Origin of the sequence: Morganella sp. HSTU-ASny43 (genome assembly GCF_022819185.1) — a bacterium.
In the GTDB taxonomy this organism is placed as follows: Bacteria; Pseudomonadota; Gammaproteobacteria; order Enterobacterales; family Enterobacteriaceae; genus Morganella; species Morganella morganii.
Genome location: NZ_WSPG01000005.1, coordinates 97,003 through 117,285 on the forward strand (window position 1 = coordinate 97,003; position 20,283 = coordinate 117,285).

At 52.4% G+C, this 20,283-nt stretch carries 18 protein-coding genes and 1 other annotated feature; of the genes, 7 read left to right on the top strand and 11 right to left on the bottom strand.

What is annotated here, in order from left to right:
- Nucleotide 1: 1 nt before the first annotated feature.
- On the bottom strand, nt 2–2,461 hold the full coding sequence (thrA, locus tag GN208_RS04180) for a bifunctional aspartate kinase/homoserine dehydrogenase I (RefSeq protein ID WP_004237113.1): 2,460 nt from the start codon (nt 2,459–2,461) through the stop codon (nt 2–4).
- A 29-nt stretch (nt 2,462–2,490) separates the two neighbouring features.
- Nucleotides 2,491–2,608, bottom strand: a sequence feature (Thr leader region).
- A gap of 640 nt (nt 2,609–3,248) precedes the next feature.
- On the opposite strand from thrA, the gene arcA reads away from it, so the two are divergent.
- Nucleotides 3,249–3,965, top strand: coding sequence for a two-component system response regulator ArcA (gene arcA, locus GN208_RS04185; protein WP_004237112.1), 717 nt, complete (start codon nt 3,249–3,251; stop codon nt 3,963–3,965).
- 79 nt (nt 3,966–4,044) lie between these two features.
- Here arcA and creA read toward each other — a convergent pair whose 3' ends face one another.
- Nucleotides 4,045–4,536 (bottom strand): protein CreA, encoded by a 492-nt coding sequence (creA, locus tag GN208_RS04190; RefSeq protein ID WP_015422440.1) that lies wholly within the window; start codon nt 4,534–4,536, stop codon nt 4,045–4,047.
- A 211-nt stretch (nt 4,537–4,747) separates the two neighbouring features.
- Between creA and robA the strand changes: the two genes are divergently transcribed.
- Entirely contained in the window at nt 4,748–5,668 is a 921-nt protein-coding gene (robA, locus tag GN208_RS04195) for an MDR efflux pump AcrAB transcriptional activator RobA (protein WP_004242113.1), read from the top strand.
- A 75-nt stretch (nt 5,669–5,743) separates the two neighbouring features.
- Here the strand turns inward: robA and gpmB are convergent, their stop codons facing one another.
- Nucleotides 5,744–6,391, bottom strand: coding sequence for a 2,3-diphosphoglycerate-dependent phosphoglycerate mutase GpmB (gpmB, locus tag GN208_RS04200; protein ID WP_004237109.1), 648 nt, complete (start codon nt 6,389–6,391; stop codon nt 5,744–5,746).
- Between the two features lie 189 nt (nt 6,392–6,580).
- On the opposite strand from gpmB, the gene yjjX reads away from it, so the two are divergent.
- Nucleotides 6,581–7,117 (top strand): inosine/xanthosine triphosphatase, encoded by a 537-nt coding sequence (gene yjjX, locus GN208_RS04205; protein WP_004237108.1) that lies wholly within the window; start codon nt 6,581–6,583, stop codon nt 7,115–7,117.
- A gap of 50 nt (nt 7,118–7,167) precedes the next feature.
- Here the strand turns inward: yjjX and GN208_RS04210 are convergent, their stop codons facing one another.
- A complete protein-coding gene (locus tag GN208_RS04210; RefSeq protein ID WP_004237107.1) occupies nt 7,168–7,710 on the bottom strand; it encodes a GNAT family N-acetyltransferase in 543 nt (180 codons plus the stop codon).
- A gap of 169 nt (nt 7,711–7,879) precedes the next feature.
- On the opposite strand from GN208_RS04210, the gene GN208_RS04215 reads away from it, so the two are divergent.
- A complete protein-coding gene (locus GN208_RS04215) occupies nt 7,880–8,743 on the top strand; it encodes a helix-turn-helix domain-containing protein (protein WP_004237106.1) in 864 nt (287 codons plus the stop codon).
- 1 nt (nt 8,744) lies between these two features.
- On the opposite strand, the gene trpR is transcribed toward GN208_RS04215, so the two are convergent.
- The gene (gene trpR / locus GN208_RS04220; protein ID WP_004237105.1) at nt 8,745–9,050 is read right to left on the bottom strand and encodes a trp operon repressor; all 306 of its coding nucleotides are present in this window, start codon (nt 9,048–9,050) and stop codon (nt 8,745–8,747) included.
- Nucleotides 9,051–9,160: 110 nt separating this feature from the next.
- Entirely contained in the window at nt 9,161–11,086 is a 1,926-nt protein-coding gene (gene sltY / locus GN208_RS04225) for a murein transglycosylase (RefSeq protein WP_015422439.1), read from the bottom strand.
- A 579-nt stretch (nt 11,087–11,665) separates the two neighbouring features.
- Here sltY and GN208_RS04230 point away from each other — a divergent pair.
- Together GN208_RS04230 and ettA are read left to right on the top strand one after the other, a co-directional pair.
- A complete protein-coding gene (locus GN208_RS04230; protein ID WP_004237103.1) occupies nt 11,666–12,091 on the top strand; it encodes an Exc2 family lipoprotein in 426 nt (141 codons plus the stop codon).
- Nucleotides 12,092–12,304: 213 nt separating this feature from the next.
- The gene (gene ettA, locus GN208_RS04235; protein WP_032099035.1) at nt 12,305–13,972 is read left to right on the top strand and encodes an energy-dependent translational throttle protein EttA; all 1,668 of its coding nucleotides are present in this window, start codon (nt 12,305–12,307) and stop codon (nt 13,970–13,972) included.
- 350 nt (nt 13,973–14,322) lie between these two features.
- On the opposite strand, the gene nadR is transcribed toward ettA, so the two are convergent.
- Genes nadR through serB form a run of 3 tightly spaced genes read right to left on the bottom strand, consistent with a single transcriptional unit; the run spans nt 14,323 to nt 17,989 of the window.
- Nucleotides 14,323–15,585, bottom strand: a complete 1,263-nt coding sequence (gene nadR / locus GN208_RS04240; RefSeq protein WP_004237101.1) for a multifunctional transcriptional regulator/nicotinamide-nucleotide adenylyltransferase/ribosylnicotinamide kinase NadR — start codon at nt 15,583–15,585, stop codon at nt 14,323–14,325.
- A 12-nt stretch (nt 15,586–15,597) separates the two neighbouring features.
- Nucleotides 15,598–16,986 carry a DNA repair protein RadA gene (gene radA / locus GN208_RS04245; protein ID WP_015422438.1) on the bottom strand — a complete coding sequence of 463 codons (1,389 nt, stop codon included), beginning with the start codon at nt 16,984–16,986 and terminating at the stop codon, nt 15,598–15,600.
- A gap of 25 nt (nt 16,987–17,011) precedes the next feature.
- The gene (gene serB, locus GN208_RS04250) at nt 17,012–17,989 is read right to left on the bottom strand and encodes a phosphoserine phosphatase (RefSeq protein ID WP_004242106.1); all 978 of its coding nucleotides are present in this window, start codon (nt 17,987–17,989) and stop codon (nt 17,012–17,014) included.
- Between the two features lie 101 nt (nt 17,990–18,090).
- Between serB and GN208_RS04255 the strand changes: the two genes are divergently transcribed.
- Nucleotides 18,091–18,759 (top strand): YtjB family periplasmic protein, encoded by a 669-nt coding sequence (locus GN208_RS04255; protein WP_004237098.1) that lies wholly within the window; start codon nt 18,091–18,093, stop codon nt 18,757–18,759.
- Nucleotides 18,760–18,771: 12 nt separating this feature from the next.
- Here GN208_RS04255 and crcB read toward each other — a convergent pair whose 3' ends face one another.
- Both crcB and GN208_RS04265 read right to left on the bottom strand, forming a co-directional pair.
- Entirely contained in the window at nt 18,772–19,155 is a 384-nt protein-coding gene (gene crcB, locus GN208_RS04260) for a fluoride efflux transporter CrcB (RefSeq protein ID WP_004237097.1), read from the bottom strand.
- A gap of 40 nt (nt 19,156–19,195) precedes the next feature.
- The gene (locus GN208_RS04265) at nt 19,196–20,278 is read right to left on the bottom strand and encodes an FUSC family protein (RefSeq protein ID WP_004242105.1); all 1,083 of its coding nucleotides are present in this window, start codon (nt 20,276–20,278) and stop codon (nt 19,196–19,198) included.
- Nucleotides 20,279–20,283: the final 5 nt, after the last annotated feature.

Genomic DNA, 20,283 nt, shown 5'->3' on the forward strand with positions numbered 1-20,283 from the left:
TTTACACTCCCAGTTTCCATGACATTGTCCGCAGCACATCCGCAAACACCCCTGCCGCTGTCACATCATTCCCCGCGCCGTAACCGCGCAGTACCAGCGGGATAGGCTGATAGTAGCGGGTATAAAACGCCAGGGCGTTCTCGCCGTTTTTCACTTTATACAGCGGATCGTTACCGTCTGCCTCTGTGATTTTCACCTGACAGCGGCCGTGATCAATGATGCCAACATAACGCAAAACGCGGCCTGCTTCTGCGGCTTTCGCCACACGCGCGGCAAAGGCCGCATCCAGTGACGGCAGATTCGCCATAAAGGTATTCACATCGCCGGAAGCATCGAAATCCGGCGGCAGCACGGAATCCACCTCAATATCGGATAATTCAAGGGAAAGCCCCGCTTCACGGGCCAGGATCAGCAGCTTACGCGCCACATCCATCCCGGAGAGATCATCACGCGGATCCGGCTCGGTAAAGCCTTTGGCTTTCGCCGCAGCTGTTGCCTCAGACAGCGACATCCCTTCATCCAGCATACCGAAAATAAAGGAGAGCGAACCGGACAGAATACCGCTGAACTGCACCAGTTCATCCCCCGCATTGAGCAGGTTTTGCAGGTTTTCGATCACCGGCAGTCCGGCACCGACGTTGGTGTCATAACGGAACTGACGTTTTGATGCCGCCGCCGCACTGCGCAGTTCATGGTAATAATCCATCGACAGGGTGTTGGCTTTTTTGTTCGGCGTCACCACGTTGAAACCGTCCTTCAGGAAATCCGCATATTGCAGGGCGATTTCCTCATTCGACGTACAGTCCACAATCACCGGATTAAGGAAGTGATATTCTTTTTCCAGGCGGATCAGACGGCTGAGGCTGAACGGCTCTTTGGCCTGCGCCAGCGACTGACGCCAGTCCTGTAAATCAATGCCGCGCATATTAGTCAGCATCGCTTTTGAGTTGGCGATACCGCACACGCGCAGATCGATACTCCGGGCTTTCAGCCACGCCTGCTGGCGGCGGATTTGCTCCAGCAGCGCACTGCCGACCCCGCCGGTACCCACCACAAACACCTCCACAATGCGGTCAGTGTTAAACAGCATCTGGTGACACAGACGCACACCGGTGGCCGCGAGATCATTATCCACCACCGCAGAAATGGAACGTTCGGATGAGCCCTGCGCGATCGCGATAATATTGATGTTGGCGCGCGTCAGTGCCGAGAAGAACCGCGCGGAAATGCCTTTGAGTGTCCGCATACCGTCCCCGACCACGGAGACAATCGCCAGGTTATCCAGCACATCCAGCGGGTCGAGCACGCCCTCTTTCAGCTCCAGATAGAACTCTTCTTCCAGTGCCTGCTGAGTGCGGGCCTTATCTTTCTGCGCCACACAAAAACTGATGCTGTATTCGGAAGATGACTGTGTAATCAGCACGACAGAGATATTACGCCGTGACATCACCGTAAACACCCGCGCCGCCATCCCGACCATCCCTTTCATGCCCGGGCCGGAGACGTTGAACATCGCCATATTATTCAGATTGGTGATCCCTTTCACCGGCAGGCTGTCATCACGCTGGCCGTCGCCGATCAGCGTGCCCGGCGCGTCCGGATTGAGGGTGTTTTTAATCAGACACGGGATCTGAAACTGGGCAATCGGCGCGATAGTACGCGGGTGCAGGACTTTTGCCCCGAAATAGGAGAGTTCCATCGCCTCCTGATACGACATGCCTTTCAGCAGACGGGCATCCGGCACCAAACGCGGGTCACAGGTATACACGCCGTCCACGTCAGTCCAGATCTCACAGCAGGAGGCACGCAGACACGCTGCCAGTACCGCCGCAGAATAGTCAGAACCGTTACGCCCCAGCACCACCAGCTCACCGTTTTCATTACCGGCGGTGAATCCCGCCATCAGAATGATGTGGTCAGACGGAATATTCAGCGCTGCAATACGTTTTGTTGACTCATTAATATCAACGGTGGATTCCAGATAACCACCAAACGCCAGCAGACTGGCCACCGGGTCAATCACTGTCACTTTATGGCCGCGGGCTTTCAGCAGTGATGCCATCACCGCAATGGAAAAACGCTCGCCGCAGCTGATCATATTGGCGTTGATGCCGTCCGGACACTGCCCCAGCAGTGACACACCGTGCAGTACCCGGCGGATCCGGCTGATTTCCTGCTCTGTTTCATGCTTCAGCCGGTCATATTCAAAGCCCGGTACCGCATCGCGCAGCCCGTCCAGAATCGCCCCGAGAATCGCGGCGGCATCGTGTACCAGGGTGTTTGCTTCCTGCCCGCTGACGGTCTGCTCCACCATCGCCACTAAGTAATTAGTGATTTTCGCCGGTGCGGAAAGCACCATGGCGAGCTGTCCCTGCGCGAGTTTTTTCTCCGCGATTCCTGCGATGTTCAGTATACGATCCGCGTTTGCCACGGATGTGCCGCCAAATTTAAGTACACGCATGTGTCACCTGCTCCTGCCGTTTTTAGTCCAAAAAAAAAGCCCGCACAGTCATTGTGCGGGCTTTTTTCGTGATTTCAGATATGCGTCAGCCCGCACCGCCGGTGGTAATGGTGGTGGTGGTAATAATAATCATGGTCAGGCTGTGATTACGCATGGGGTTCCTGTCTGTCATTTGTCTGGTTAACCCTATTACGGTTAAAGGAAAGGCAGGTTGATGTCAAATTATTCTTCAGATTTGCCCGCAGAATCAGACAATTTGAATCTGATCACATATCAGAATAAAAAGAAATTACGGCAAATTAACGCGGTTATCATCTCATCAACCGGCATTTAATTTTACAGAACCAGGAGTTTCTGTATTTTTTCACTTTTATCATGCAGGTTGCGTTTTTCGCTGTTTACCCGGCAGAAAAATGTACAATAATCAGACAAGTCAGATATAATGCTTAACATTGTATTTCTATTTATTTGACAATCATTAAAACCGGCAATTAACAATTGAAAATTGTGTTAACGTGCTACAATTGATTTTGATATGTATCAACAAAGGTTAGATTTCCGGATGGTAAATGATTGGGTTGCTGTTATATTGGTGTTAATAGACTAATATTGGTACGAATCGTTTCAATTCCTTACGTTCTGAGTTGAGTGATTGTTAAAATGCGGTCTGAACAAGATTTTTTTCTGTCTGTGGTGATGTGCCGGACATAACCACAACGATACCGGCACAGGTTACACGGGCAGATAATCAGATTTCTTATTATTCTAAGTAATTTAGGTAGCGACTATGCAAACCCCGCATATTTTAATTGTTGAAGATGAGATCGTCACCCGTAACACCCTGAAAAGTATTTTTGAAGCAGAGGGTTACGTGGTACATGAAGCCACTGACGGTGCAGAGATGCACAATGTGCTGTCAGACCATGATATCAATTTGGTTATCATGGACATCAACCTCCCGGGAAAAAATGGTCTGTTGCTGGCGCGTGAGCTCCGCGAACAGGCAAACGTGGCACTGATGTTCTTAACCGGCCGTGATAATGAAGTGGATAAAATCCTCGGTCTGGAAATCGGTGCTGATGACTACATCACCAAGCCGTTTAACCCGCGTGAACTGACTATCCGCGCACGCAACTTACTGTCACGGACCATGAATCTGGCCGGTGGCAGCGAAGAGCGCCGCAGTGTGGAAAGTTACAAGTTCAACGGCTGGGAACTGGATATCAACAGCCGCTCATTAATCGGACCAACCGGCGAGCAGTACAAGCTGCCGCGCAGTGAGTTCCGTGCAATGCTGCACTTCTGTGAGAATCCGGGCAAGATTCAGACCCGCGCTGAACTGCTGAAGAAAATGACCGGCCGTGAACTGAAACCGCATGACCGTACAGTGGATGTCACCATCCGCCGTATCCGCAAGCATTTCGAGTCCACACCGGATACTCCGGAAATCATCGCCACCATTCACGGCGAAGGTTACCGGTTCTGCGGCGATCTCGAAGAGTAATCTTCCGCTGCGGTAACATATATACGAAATCCCCGGTGATGCCTGGCACCACCGGGGATTTGTTGTTGCTGTTATCCGGTTATTTGTTCCACGGAATGATCGGCACCGCGCTCAGCGCATTCTTCGGCGAGCCGTCGACCACTTTATCCGAATAGGTCAGATAAATCAGCGCGTGACGCTTCTCATCATAGAAACGAACCACCTGTAACTTCTTGAATACCATGGATGTCCGCTTCTGGAACACCACCTGGCCTTTATCTTTGCGGCCTTTTTTCACTTTATCACTGACTGTGACCGGCCCGACCTGCTGACAGGAAATCGCGGCATCAGATGTATCCTCCGCCAGACCCAGCCCACCCGAGATCCCGCCGGTTTTTGCCCGGCTCAGGTAACAGGTGATATTTTCCACATCCGGATCATCAAAGGCTTCCACCACAATCTTGTGGTCCGGCCCCAGAATTTTGAACACGGTGTCCACAGAGCCGATTTCTTCACCATGGCTCAAAAAGGATAACGAACTCAATGAAATAGCTGTGATAATTCCCAGTATAGACCGGCGAGTCTGATTCATAATCTTAATAGCCCAAGAAAATCATTTGAAAATTGTATGATTTTAAAGATAATCCATGTTACCAGTTTATGATAGTCGCCCTGTTCTTAAAACATTTTTTCCGGCCAAAAGTAAGAATTGGTAAATGATTATCCCGTTGATAATCACTCAGGTTAGAATATAAATTCGTTATATCTCTTTCAGAACTTCATCAATCCAATAAGGGAGATGTATGGATCAGACCAGCATCATTCGCGATTTACTCCGTTGGTTAGATGAGCATTTAGATCAGCCACTTTCCCTCGATAACGTCGCTGCGAAGGCAGGCTACTCCAAGTGGCATTTACAACGTATGTTCAAGGACGTTACCGGTGAGGCCATCGGCGCTTACATCCGCGCCCGCCGTTTGTCACGCGCAGCCATTGCACTGCGGCTGACTGCCCGTCCTATTTTAGATATCGCATTACAGTATCGTTTCGATTCACAGCAAACCTTTACCCGCGCATTCAAGAAACAGTTTAATAAAACACCTGCGCTGTACCGCCGTCTTGACGAATGGTGCTCTGACGGAATCTGCTCCGCCATTCTGCTTGATGATGTGCCGATGCCGGAGCACGAGTTTGTCACGCTGCCGCCGCGCACAGTCACCGGTATAGAGAACAGCTGTTCACATCGTCTGGAAGACTGGGCAACCGCGTGTACCCACATGCGCCAGGAGTTCTGGCTGCATCATATTTCTGTGGCGAAAACTATCCCGGACTATGTTTACGGGCTTTACAGCACTACCCGTAATCCGGACAAAGAAGATGAGCAGACAGTCCATTACACCACTGCCGTGGCGAAGGAATTTGCTGCCTTTACCACTGAGGAAAATGTTCACGAGGTGGAAATGCCCGGTGGCGAATATCTCTGCTTCACCTTCAGCGGCATTCCTTACCGCGGTGCGATGCAGGAATTCCTGTTCACGATTTACGGCCAGTGTGTGCCGCGACTGGGGATCACCCGCCGCCGTGGTTACGATATTGAGAGCTATAAACTGAGAAAGGGAACCGACATCCGCTATCCGGATGCGGCTGATGTGGATGAGACTGATCCGCGCCATCACATCGAGGAATTTAAATACTACATTCCTGTCAGACGTGACGCGCAGTAACAGCCTTCCCGCAGAACAAACACCGCCGCCGGTGGTGTCTTGTTCACCCGGGCGGTGTCTGATTCACCGGTTTACTCAGCGCTGCACTTCATCCAGCGCCGGAAGACTCAGATGTGTGGTGTCACCGGCCGTTTCAACTACCCAGCCATCCGCCAGCCACGGGCTTTCCTGATACTCCAGAACGGATAACGAACAGTTGCGCAGACGCAGACGGCGCTCCGCATACGCCGGCAGCCCCAGCACAGAGCCAATCAGGCATCCCAGCGCAATACCGTGACTGACCAGCAGAACTTTGCTGCCCTCCGGCAGATCCAGCGTGCTCTCCAGCGCCGCCCGCATCCGGCTTTCCAGCTCCGCGAGAGATTCCCCTTCCGGGATACGCCCGTCTTCCGCGCCGTTAAGCAGACTTTTACGCCAGCCCTCTTCTTCTGCGGTCAGGGTATGGATCTGACGTTTTTCCAGCACGCCCATATTGAGCTCACGCAGACGCGGATCCGCAATAATCTCACAACCGCAGGCTTCTGCGATCAGTTTCGCGGTCTGCTGTGTGCGGCCCAGATCACTGGCAATAATATGGGTGATCCCTTCATTTTTCAGACGCGCGGCAACCTGCTTCGCCTGATCGATACCACTTTGTGTTAACGGGCTGTCAGAATGACCCTGGATACGGCGCTGAACGTTCCATTCAGTTTCGCCGTGACGGACAAGAAATACCTGTGACATAACTATCAATCTCTGCTTTTACTGTGTGAAAGTCTGATTACCCCGCTACCATACCGTAAAAACATTCCCGGGATCACGCTTTATCCCTGAAACTCTTTCACCGCACGGCACCGTCTAAAAAAATCTGCGGAAAGCCGTCAATATTCGCTATACTGCGGCAAACATAATTACGTGGATAGTTTAATTATCATGTTTCATATTATCGCAGCAACGACTAATCCGGCCAAAATTCAGGCTATCCGTTCCGCTTTTGAAGTGGTACTGGGTAACGGCAATTTTGATATTGAAGATGTCAATGTGGACAGCAGTGTGCCGCAGCAGCCTATCGGGAACACAGAAACCCGTACCGGTGCCCGCCAGCGCGTCAATGCGGCCCGTCAGGTCAGACCGGAAGCGGATTTTTGGGTTGGTGTTGAGGCGGGTATTGAAGGCGATATGACCTTTGCCTGGATTGTTATCGAGCACCGTCAGCTGCGCGGGGAATCCCGTTCTGCCAGCCTGATGCTGCCGGAAAAAATTCTCGCGGGGATCCGCGAAGGCCGCGAACTGGGTGATGAAATGGCCGACCTGACCGGGGTGGAAGATATCAAACAGAAAGGCGGAGCGATCGGTTTCTTCACCGGCGGCGCGCTGACCCGCACCAGTGTCTATGAGCAGGCAATTATCCTGGCGCTGGTGCCTATCCAGCATGAAATTTATAAATCCCTGAACACCAAAGAATCCTGATCTGAAAAACCGGACCGGTACTCACCGGCCCGGTGACCTTCCCGGCACATTTACTGCTGTGCCAGCCACTCTTCCCGCGTAATGCGGCTGATATGTTCAGTCCGGTAATCATTCAGGAACTGATTGAATTTATTCTCTTCGGTATGATGATGACGGAATCCGCATTTGGCCTGGGCGCGGTGTGACTGTTCATTGTTTTCAAAATAGCCGCACCACAGTGCATCCAGCTCCAGTGTTTCAAATGCATGGCGCATCACTTCCCTGACCGCTTCCGGGATCAGACCCTGTCCCTGGTACGGCACACCAATCCAGTAGGCGATTTCCCCTTCCCGCTGACTGATGTCAAAGTTGCTGTTTTCACCGATCAGGATCCCGATACAGCCCACAGCCCGTCCGTTCGCTTTCAGTTCAGTGGCATAGACCTCATCAAGGTTAAAAACGGTGCGGATAATATCGGCACTTTCCTCAGCGCAACTGTGCGGCGGCCAGCCGGCAATCGGGCCGACGCGGTCATCTTTCGCCACTTCATATAAATCGGCGGCATCGGTTTCTGCCCACGGGCGCAGAATCATACGTTCTGTTTCTAATTTCATACTGCTTACCTTACTTCAGTTATACATTCAGCCTCAGCGGCTCTCTCTGTGATGACGGGAAGTGTAGCCTGACGGCAGACCGGCGGTAAGCAACAAACCTCCGCACTTTCGGTACTTTTGAAAACTATTGTGATAAATTTCCTCTGATATCTGCTTCAGGACGGCAAAAATGGCAACTCACGATATTACACTGACAGATCAGATTCCGGTGCTGACGGAAGAAACAGACACATTACTGACAGGGGAAAGCACACTGGCCGATCACAACGGCGTACCGCTGACCTTCGGAAATGCGTATCTCACCCTGATGATCTGCCGGGCGGGATACGCGCATATGTCACTGAACTTTAAATCTCAGCCTGTACGGGCGGGGGATATTCTGGTGCTGGCGGAAGATACGATCGCGCTGCTGAAAAAGCGCTCACGGGGATTCCGTGTGTTTTTTTGTCTGATCCCGGCCTCCTTCTCTGCCGAAATCGCCTATGTCCTGCCGAACCCGCTGTTTCTGTTTCTGCATGAATATCCCCGCTGCATTCCGCTGCCGGAAGAAAAATCGCTGCTGACAATGTGGCTGGCACAAATGCAGGATATCACCCGCAACAGCCCGGTTTACCGGCATATCATGCAGCGTAATCATTTACAGAATCTGTTTTTGCGGATAGCGGAAAGAATGCCGCCGGATGCCCCGGCCGCCATACAGAAGTACAGCCGGAAAGAGACGCTGTGCTGGCAGTTCTGGGAACTTATCTGCCGCCACAGCCGGGAACACAGGGATGTGCAGTACTATGCACGGCGGTTAAATATCACGCCGTTTTATCTGTCACAGCTGACCGGAACGTTTTTCAATCACTCGCCCAAGTCACTGATCAACCGCCGGGTTATCCCTGAAATCAAGACACTCCTGCGTTACAGCACGCTGTCAGTGGAGCAGATCGCAGATAAACTGCACTTTGATGACCCGTCCTACCTGTGCCGCTATTTCAGACGGGAAACAGGTATTTCTCTGACAACATACCGGCGGCAGAACAGCTGAGTTATTTTTTGCCGCTGAGGAGTTCCTGCTCCAGCCATGCTTTCACCTCTTCCGGGGCATATTTCAGGCTGTTGGAGCCGCGGGTGATGGTCGCAATGCCGACCCCCAGCTCACTTTTCAGCTCACGCTGACTCATCTTACCGCGCAGCAGTTCCTCGACGATCCGCACGCGTGTGCCCAGCGCTGTGCGCTCATCCGGGGTAAAAAGCAGCTGAAAAAGGTGGGATTCAATATCCTGTGAATAGGCATTGCGCAGCAGGCTGACAAAGCGCTGCCAGTCGCTGTCCTGAAGTTGGTCTGTCGTCATATGTCACCCCATAGGATCGGGAGTACAAAAAGTACCCGTTAACTAGTACACCTAGGATAACACAAGCCCGGTACAGCTGTCTTCTGCTGAACCGGGCCGGAGGGGGATGATCAGTAACGCATTGATTGTTCGGAAGGTGTCAGCACATCCGCCGGGCGCTGCCCTTTCAGGAAGTTCTGATAAAAGACATCAAACGCCAGCACATTCTTCACATAACCCCGGGTTTCCGCAAACGGAATAGTTTCCACGAAGGCAACCGCATCGAGCCGTCCGCCGCTGTTGCTCAGCCAGCGGGTCACACGGTTCGGGCCTGCGTTATACGCGGCACTCGCCAGGATCCGGTTCTGACCGAACTGGTTATACACGCCGTTGAGATACGCGGTGCCTATCTCAATATTTTTGCGCGGATTAACCAGCTGCGCACTATTGCTGTAATCCGCAATACCATTGTCGCGGACCGTCTGGGTTGCCGTTGCCGGCATCAGCTGCATCAGCCCCGTTGCGCCGACCGGCGAACGCGCCTGCGGGTTCCAGGCACTTTCCTGACGGGCTATCGCCATCGCATAGCTTTTGCTGATATTTTTATTCTGAGTGAACTCATCAAACTCACTCTGCCAGGCCAGCGGGAAGCGCTCTTCCAGATGATCCCACAGCTTGCCGTTGATCGTCGCCTGCACACTCAGATCCGCCCAGCCCTGCTCCAGCGCATAACGCGCCAGCTGTGCTTTGCGCGCCGGTGTCTGGCTGTCCACCAGATTCAGCCACTCGGTGCGGGCCAGCCCTTCCATCTGCCAGTACAGCAGCTCACGGATACGCTGAATTTCCGGCAGATTGCTGATGCTGTTGTCCGGTTTATCCGCCGCATTGATCATCATGATATACGGTTTACCCAGACGCTGTGCCGCCACCATCGGATAGAACCCGCGACCCTGAGTGATTTTTTCCAGAATGGCATCTGCTGCCGCTTTATTGCCGCCTTTTTCCAGCAATACGGCGCGCCAGTACTGCCATTCCTCTTTCTGCTGAGCATCCGCCGGTAACCGGGTCAGCCAGCGATCCAGATCACGGTCATCCGCGTTACTCAGCGCCAGACGCACACGGCGCTCGCGCAGGGTGACAGAATCGGTTTCCTGAATCACCTCATCACGCCAGGCAGCCTGCTCATCTGTCACGTCGCTCCCCATATACTGCCACGCGACAGCATCTTTCAGTTGCTGACGCTCGCTGTCATTCATTTTCTGGGCGCGCGCCACACTGTTCAGGTCAGCCCGTGCCGCATCCGGTGATTTGCGGGCATAAGCGGAGAAAGCGGAAATTGTGGCCTGACGGGTGAAATCCGTCGGGCTCAATTGGGCAAATGTCACCACCGATGCCGGGTTTTTCTGTAAGTTAATCACACCATTGCTGATGGTCTGATAAGAGGCAGGCAGGCGTTTTGCCAGATAACTGACCAGAGAGGTGTTGCCGTTTTTCAGCGCCAGGCTGATGCGTTCAAGAACACGTTCCGGTGTCAGTCCGCCGGACTGATCCCAGACATCAAATAACTTATCGCAGGAGGACGGCAGGGAATTTCCCGCCAGCCAGACTGATTTCGCCCCGTCCAGCGCCACCTGACGGTTTCCGGTCTGCCAGTTGGCATAGTAATAGTCACACTTCGCACTGACCGGTTTTGGTACAGTCGTGCTGTAGCTGACCAGCCCCTGCCAGTCATTACGTTTGGCCAGCTCACTGATAAATTTATTTTTCAGACTTGCCGCTGACGGCAGATTCAGATGGGTATCCGTAAAATTTTTCACCTGACCTGCTGTCAGCAGGCTCATGTCCTGTGTCAGCTCACGGTATTCCAGATAAGGATAGAGCGGATAGTCCCGCAGTGACGGCATCAGGCGTTCCACTTCCGCCATATTATTGGCATCCCAGGCAGATTTGACATCCTGATAGCGCTGACGCTGCTCACTCAGTGAATCCGCTGACGCCAGTGCTGAAAACATCAGCATGCTGAGGGCTGCCACGCCCGGCCATATACATTTCCTCATGATCTGCTCCTGTCTCCTTCATTACCGTTTATCTGCACAATACCTCAGACCCTGATACACAGTGTAAGTGCCCTGTCACGCAGACACAAATCATACCGTTGTACCGCATAACCAGATACCGGAAATTATATTATTCAGAATATATGTCTGATTATTCTTATTGTGCATTCCCTTTACCGTAAATGATGGTTTATTAAACAGGATGCAGTGATATCGTCTGGTGCACTCATCATTCTTACTATATAGTAAAGTTAAATTTAAAATTATAATGATAACACTTCAGGAAACCGGCTACCGCCGTAAGCGGGATCCTGAGCACTACCAATAACTCTATAAGTAGTGAACACATTTCAGACGACTCCGGTCGTCTTTTTTTTACCCCTTGCTCCGGGATAAACACGCTATTTTAATTAATCAGATAGTTATATTTTTGAAGTATTTTTATTTTCCAGATTACAGACAGAAATCATAAAATATATGATGTACATCACTTGCTGTATTTCCGGTTTCCATTAAAAATATTCTCATATTTTTACACCACATCCGGTTTACTGATAACCGTAAAGGACGTAATACATTATGAATAATATAAAAAACATAATAATCATCTCTGCATTATTTGCTCTGACAGCATGTGCATCACAGCAGACCGCCTATGAGAAAATCACCCGACACTATGTCTACCAGCAGGCCGCGCAGGATTCTGACCCTAACTTTCAGACTCATATAAATGGCTCCGTTAAACTTATGACGCCGTTTTTTAAACAATTCTATGATGCCGGTATAAAAGATAAAAAAGACGGAATAACACCGCAACAATATAAAGAGCGAATTAGTTATTTCAGAAGTAACGAATTTTTGAGCCGTATGACCGGGACAACACAGTTTATTTCACCAAAAGTACATACTGAGAAAGTAAATGAAAGTGACCGCACGGACCGGCAGAAAAAAATGCTGACAGACAATATTATTGCTGCTTATGAGGCCGGTTACAGCGGCCGTTAGCACACCGGCCCCGGGTTCATCATGATACGGATCCCGGCGACGGCACGATCACCGTGAGAATAACGCAGGCCGGTGTTAGAATGGGGAATCTGCTGTACCCGCCGGTCACTGCCGGCAACCGGGCAATACTGACACCGGAGTGGCTTTAACTAAACGTAAAACTTAGTCATAATGCCCCGCAGATGCCCCATCAACGAAAAAAGGTAGACTACATTGGCTCAATACGTTTATTCGATGCACCGTGTCGGCAAAATTGTGCCGCCGAAGCGTCATATACTGAAAGATATCTCTCTGAGTTTCTTCCCGGGCGCCAAAATCGGTGTTCTCGGCCTGAATGGTGCCGGTAAATCAACCCTGCTGCGCATCATGGCAGGTGTGGATACCGATATTGAGGGCGAAGCACGTCCGCAGCCCGGCCTGAACATCGGCTATCTGCCGCAGGAACCGAAACTGAATCCGGAACACACTGTCCGTGAAGCGGTTGAAGAAGCGGTTGCGGAAGTGAAAAATGCCCTGACCCGTCTGGATGAAGTGTACGCGCTGTACGCCGATCCGGATGCGGATTTTGACAAACTCGCCAAAGAGCAGGGTGAGCTGGAAGCGATTATCCAGTCTCATGACGGTCATAATCTGGATAACCAGCTGGAACGTGCGGCAGATGCCCTGCGTTTACCGGCCTGGGATGCCAAAATCGGTAATCTGTCCGGGGGTGAGCGCCGCCGTGTGGCTATCTGCCGCCTGCTGCTGGAAAAACCGGATATGCTGCTGCTCGACGAACCGACCAACCACCTGGATGCGGAATCTGTCGCCTGGCTGGAACGCTTCCTGCACGACTACGAAGGTACCGTTGTGGCAATCACCCACGACCGTTACTTCCTTGATAACGTCGCCGGCTGGATCCTCGAACTTGACCGCGGTGAAGGTATTCCGTGGGAAGGAAACTACTCCAGCTGGCTGGAGCAGAAAGATGCCCGTCTGGCACAGGAAGCGTCTTCTGAAGCTGCCCGCCGCAAGTCTATCGAGAAAGAGCTGGAGTGGATCCGTCAGAATCCGAAGGGTCGTCAATCCAAAGGCAAGGCCCGTCTGGCCCGCTTTGAGGAACTGAACAGCGTCGAGTACCAGAAACGTAATGAGACCAACGAACTCTTTATTCCGCCTGGCCCGCGTCTGGGTGACAAAGTTCTGGAAGTGGAAAACCTGACCAAATCCTATGATGGCCGTACCCTGATCGATAACCTGAGTTTCTCGCTGCCGAAAGGGGCGATTGTCGGGATTATCGGGCCGAACGGCGCGGGTAAATCCACCCTGTTCCGTATGATCAGCGGCAAAGAACAGCCGGATTCCGGTACTATCACTCTCGGTGATACCGTGACTATCGCGTCTGTTGATCAGTTCCGTGATGCCATGGATGATAAGAAAACCGTCTGGGAAGAAGTGTCCGGCGGGCAGGATATCATGCGTATCGGCACCACTGAGATCCCGAGCCGTGCTTATGTCGGACGCTTTAACTTCAAAGGCGTTGACCAGGGCAAACGTGTCGGTGAGTTATCCGGTGGTGAGCGCGGCCGTCTGCATCTGGCCAAACTGCTGCAGGTCGGCGGCAACATGCTGCTGCTCGATGAACCAACCAACGACCTGGATATCGAAACCCTGCGTGCACTGGAAAACGCCCTGCTGGAATTCCCGGGCTGCGCCATGGTCATTTCCCATGACCGCTGGTTCCTTGACCGTATCGCCACCCATATCATCGACTATCAGGATGAGGGCAAAGTGGAGTTCTTCGAAGGTAACTTCAGTGAATATGAAGATTACAAGAAACGGACTCTCGGCGAGGCCGCACTGGAGCCGCACCGCATCAAGTACAAACGTATGACCAAATAGGCCATATAACGGAAAATGCCGCGTGGTGAGGGACCGCGCGGCATTTTTTGGTTGGATGGATGGATAAAAGAGTGTCTTTTGTTACGGGTATTACATTGAACCTGGTACTTAAGGTACAACCGAAGCTGACTTACTACTTCATACTTACCGCTTTCATAACACTTGAAACTGACAAATAAATCAATCAGTTAACACCATCAGTAAAGGGATCCTTTACTCTTCATCTTTCCTCCCTTTGTTGCCCTGAATTCTGTCGGACGCTGTGTGTTGTCCTTGTTCTTTCAGTATAGAAGAGAAAAATAATTTCTCACGGAAATTACCTGATTATTTTTCGATTCTCACAACATTCTTTATTTTTGCTGATCCCCGTCACGAATTTCAGGGGTATCCAGCATCAGCAGACGCTGAACCAGCTCGACGCACTCGAGAAAACGGGTATCGTAATCCGCCGATGTCACATGGACAAACTTAATGCCGTTTTCCCGCAGCATATCGATCAGCAGATCCTGAAACGCTTTGCGGTCATTGTCACTGCCGAGGCTGCGCAGTCCGTCAGCCACCCACGGCGTGTTATTTTCCAGCAGGATCACCAGGTCAAAGCGGTACTCCGCAATCAGTGCCTGCACAAACGGATGCTCTTTACCCTCATACCGTTTGCAGAAAGCCTGGGTCGTGACAAAATCCGTATCCACAAACGCAACTTTATTGGCATATTTTACTGCAAAATCAATATACTGAGCATGACCCAGCGCGATTTTGTCATAGTCGGAATATTGCAGCGCCATTTCATCACCGCCCAGGTGGGAAAACACATAATCGCGTCCGTATTCCCAGGCACTGGTGGTATTGAACATATTCGCCAGTTTATTGACGAGGGTGGATTTACCGCTGGATTCCCCGCCGAGCACCGCCACAGTGCGCACAAAGAAGGGTTTGACCTCTGTCGGAATGTAGTCCCAGTAGCGGAACGGCGCCTGACGGATCTGCCGCCCGCTGATATTCATAAAGGTACGTTCCGGGTCGATAAGCACTGTTTCAATGCCGAACGATTCACGGTAACGCGGCACATCCGCTTTTTCGCCTGAATAGATAAAATCCGGCGTGATCCCTTTTTCCCGCATAAACTGACACACCCCCTGACTCCAGTGTTCCCAGCCGTGCGGATACGGATCATAAGCGTGCTCATCAAATGAGTGAATGCGGATATTTTTCTGATATTTAAACGTTTGCAGAAGCCAGCGCAGGCGATCACTGACGGTCGGCTGCTGAGACATCGAACTGTTGATAAACAACGCTTTATCACGCGGTTCGTCGTGACAGAGGATCACATGCAGCTCATCCACCTGGCTGCACGCCCGCTGGATCAGGTAAATATGGCCGGTGTGCAGCGGGTAAAATTTCCCGAACACCACCCCGGTAATTTTCTGCTTCAGCGGGTAATCGAGCCCCAGCGCACTGTGCAGTCCGGCCAGCTTCTGGCCGCCGGGACTTTTGATTTTGTTGTTAATCAGCTGGCTGAGATACCCTTTGGTCACCCCGCATTGATCCGCCAGTTGCTGGAGTGTGACACCCGCCTGTTTAATGGCTTGTTTCAGATAGGAAAAATCGGTCATTCTCTGCCTCACTTATTCCAGTTCATCCAGCACAGACAGGGCATCCGACAGTTTTTTCACCCCGAACACCTGCATACCCGGTGGCGGGTTTTTCGGGCGGTTGGCATTCGGCACAATCGCCCGTTTAAAACCGTGTTTGGCCGCTTCCGAGATCCGCTCCTGGCCGCTCGGCACCGGACGGATCTCCCCCGCCAGCCCGACTTCACCGAAGATCACCACATCACGCGGGATCGGCCGGTCACGGAAACTGGAGACCAGCGAGAGCAGCAGCGCCAGATCCGCACTGGTTTCGGTGACTTTCACCCCGCCGACCACGTTGACGAACACATCCTGATCCGACATCTGCAATCCGCCGTGACGATGCAGTACCGCCAGCAGGATAGCCAGCCGGTTCTGCTCCAGCCCGACCGCCACACGGCGCGGATTCGACATCATGGAGTGATCCACCAGCGCCTGGATTTCCACCAGCAGCGGACGTGTGCCTTCCCAGACCACCATCACCGAACTGCCGGACGTGATTTCATCCCCGCGGCTCAGGAAAATGGCGGACGGGTTGCTCACCTCGCGCAGCCCCTGCTCCGTCATGGCAAACACACCCAGCTCATTCACCGCACCAAAGCGGTTTTTATGGCTGCGCAGTGTGCGGAAACGGGAATCGGCCTCGCCGTCGAGCATGACCGAGCAGTCAATACAGTGCTCGAGTACCTTCGGTCCTGCCAGAGAGCCGTCTTTGGTGACGTGGCCGACCATAATGATCGCCACACCCCGGGTTTTGGCAAAGCGGGTCAGATAGGCAGCTGTTTCGCGTACCTGTGCCACACTGCCCGGCGAAGACTGAATATCCGCCATGTGCATCACCTGGATGGAGTCAATCACCATCAGCTTCGGCTGTTCCTGCTCTGCGATCAGGCAAATCTGCTCAATCGCCGTTTCCGACAGCATATTGAGATTGTCCATCGGCAGCCCGAGGCGGTGCGCCCGCATCGCCACCTGCTGTAAGGATTCCTCCCCCGTGACATACAGGGTTTTCATCTGTGCGGCGAGCTGGCACATGGTCTGTAACAGCAGGGTACTTTTCCCGGCGCCCGGGTTACCGCCGATCAGAATGGCACTGCCCGGTACCACGCCGCCGCCCAGCACACGGTCAAATTCTTTGAAACCGGTGGAGAAACGCGGCAGTTCCTCAAGACTGATTTCCGACAGCTTCTGTACTTTGCTGACACCGCTCTGCCCCGCATAGCCGCTGAGGCGATCATTGCGTGCCGCAGACGATGAGACAGAAGCCAGCCGGACTTCCGTGATGGTATTCCACGCCTGACACGCGGTGCACTGCCCCTGCCAGCGGGGATAATCCGCCCCGCACTCGTTACAGACAAAGGCGCGTTTTGCTGGTTTTGCCACTCGTGACCCCGTAATAACTGATAAATTAACGTTCTTCGTGTTTCAGACCACCACTGAGGGTGCACATCACCCCCATCAGGTCGGCATGGCGGATAGCCACTTTTGCCCGTGCATACACTTTCGGTTTGGCGTGGAAGGCAATGCCGAGACCGGCTTTTTTCAGCATTTTCAGGTCATTGGCACCATCACCGATCGCCACGGTCTGCTCTAAAGGAATATTGAGAAATTCCGCCAGTTTCACCAGCGCCTGCGCTTTGTATTTGGCATCCACCACCGGACCTTTGACTTTGCCGGTCAGTTTGCCGTCTTTGATTTCCAGCTGATTGGCATAGACGGCAATCAGGCGCAGAGAATCTTTTAAATGATTGGCGTAGAAAGTAAATCCGCCGGAAGCAATCGCGACATGCCAGTCCATCGCCTGGAGTTTACGCACCAGGCTGGTCAGCCCCGGCATCAGCGGCAGCGTATCCAGCACCTGCTGTAAAATGGCGGCATCCGCCCCGGCCAGCAGGCCGACACGCGCTTTCAGGCTTTCGCTGAAATCCAGTTCGCCCTGCATCGCTCTTTCCGTCACCTCCGCGACTTCATCACCGACGCCGGCTAATCTGGCGATTTCATCGATACATTCGATTTGGATCGCAGTGGAATCCATATCCATCATCAGTAATCCGGGGGAGCGCAGTTTCGGGATATTACCCAGCGGCACGACATCCATCTGAAACTCATCCGCCACCCGCTTGATGCGCCCGGTCAGACTGCCCGCAATCCGCACCACCTGATAGTCATCAATCCGCCATGACGAGACCACCACAATTGCCGCACCCAGACGGTGCTGGAAATCGCTGATCCGCGCCTTATCCAGCCCGCGTCCGTACAGCAGCCAGCCGCTGTCACCCGCCCGGTAGTCCAGCGGCATCACTTCATCACCGCTCAGGGAAAGAGGAAGGCCCGGCCACTTATGGATTTCATTCGGCAAATAACAGTAGGTCAGACTCGTCGACATCAACAGATACTCCTATAATCCCTGATAATATTCATGATGGTAGCAGATAAAAATTTCCGCTTCTGGCAATATGGTGGCGACAACGGAAAAACGGATAAACAATGGCCAAAACGAAGTTAACATTCCGGCTGCATAAAACAGCCATTATTCTGATTTGTCTCGCCCTGATGGTGTGTCTGTTACAGGGTGTGTCTTATTTCAGCCGCGTCCACCAGCAGTCGTCAATGGATCAGTTTAATGAACTGGCCTATTCGCTGGCACAACAGGTGGCGTTTAACCTTTCCGATGCTATAGACGATAACGGGAAAGTGCTCAATAAGAAACAAATTACGGCAAATTTAGCGCAGCTGACCACCAACAGCCGTATTCTCGATGCCACAGTATATCAGGATGACGGGGTACAGATAGCCGGCAGCGGCGAGAGTATCACTGTCCGCGACCGGCTGGCGCTGGACGGACAAAAAGCCGGCAGTTATTTTAATCATCAGATTGTCGCCGCCATCCCCGGAAAAAAAGGCCCGAAAGGCTTTCTGCGCCTGACCATCGATACCCACCGTCTGGCCACGGAATCCACCCAGGTGGATAACACCACCAACCTGCTGCGGGTGATGTTACTTCTCGCCCTCGGTATCGGCTTTGTGCTCGCCAACAATCTGCTGCAGCTGACCCCTAGCCGCTGGCAGCAATCCCTGTATCTGCTGACCGCCAATCTGAAAAATGAAGATGAAAAGCCGGGGAAGAAAACGGAAGAGAAAGAAAAAGGGGAATAATTTCCCCTTTTTCTACCGGTGCTGCAAAACCTGCCAGGTCAGCAGGCCGAGCCAGGTCATCAGCAGGGAGCTGAGTACATGCAGGGCGATTTCTGCCATACCGTGGTGGATGCGCCCGGCCTGGAAAGCCTGCACAATCTCGAGTGAAAAAGTCGAGAATGTCGATAACGCGCCGCAGAAACCGGTGACAATAAACAGCCGCCATTCCGCCGGAAGTGTCGGGTGAGAAGAGAAAAACGCCACCGCCAGCCCGATAATATAACCGGCAATAATATTAGCGAGATACGTCCCCAGCGGCATCATTGCCAGCACCGGGTTGAATTTATTACTCAACACCCAGCGGCCGAGGCCGCCGAGTACTGATCCTGCGGAAATGCTGAGGATCACATTTAACATAGAAAAACCTTACGTCATTTTTGTTTCAATATTTCTGTGTTTATGCGCATTTCTTTAAAATGTCAATCTGAACCAGCCCGCACACTTCATCCAGCAGCTTGATTACTTCCACACTCATCCCGACCATCATGGCATCCGCCGAGTTACTTTCCGGCTGTGCATTGATCTTCTGATGCAGCTCATGTGTGCTGGCACGCAGTGCCTGGAGCTTATCCATGGTGTCATCGTCTTTCCCCTGCACAAAGATATCAGAGAGCAGTTTCATGATCTCACTGTTGCTTTTCTGCAACTGCACAATGTAGGGATTTTCGGTGTTCAGCGCATGAGCGAAGTAGTTTTTACTGAAGGTATCGGTCAGCAGTTCCAGTATCGCCACCAGCCGCCGGATGCGCCCGTGAATGGCCGTAAAGGTGGCAGCCGGAACATGGGTTTCTTTGACAGCCGGTGCAATGTAGGTATTACAGGTCAGCAGTGTGGATAACGTGTCTTTCAGCTGATTATCCCATCGCTCCGGGTCGGTACTGCTCAGTTTCATGATGTGCTCATCATATAATCTGGCAATATCGCGCAGAATAGTGCTGATATTCATCCGCCAGAACACAAACCCTTTCAGCGGCAGAATCGCCGAGAACACCAGTGCCAGAATCGAGCCGCCCACCGTCTGCGCCGAACGGATCAGCGCAGAGTCCATATCCCCGACCGGTGCGGTGGCAACGATACTGATGGTCATCCCGATCAGCATCCCGACATACATGTTTTTACCCAGCGCGATCAGGCCGCAGACAAACATCGCAATAGTCGCCAGCGCCAGCATCAGCGGGAAAGAGTGGGTTTCCGTGTACAGCAGCAACATCCCGATCAGTGAGCCGATAACGGTGCCGAGGGTGCGCTGCATAGAGCGGATCAGCACATTTCCCCAGTACGGCATCGGCATCAGGATAGAGATAAGTGTCATAATGATATAATCGAGCTTATCGCTGTGTAATTCCCGGAATACCAGAAACGTCAGTGTAAACGCCAGCGCAATGCGGATGCCGTGCAGCTGTTTAAACCGGGAATAGAAGAATGACTGAGCCCGAGAGATCCCGTGGCTCAGATTTATTTTTTTTTCTTTATGCTTCACAACCG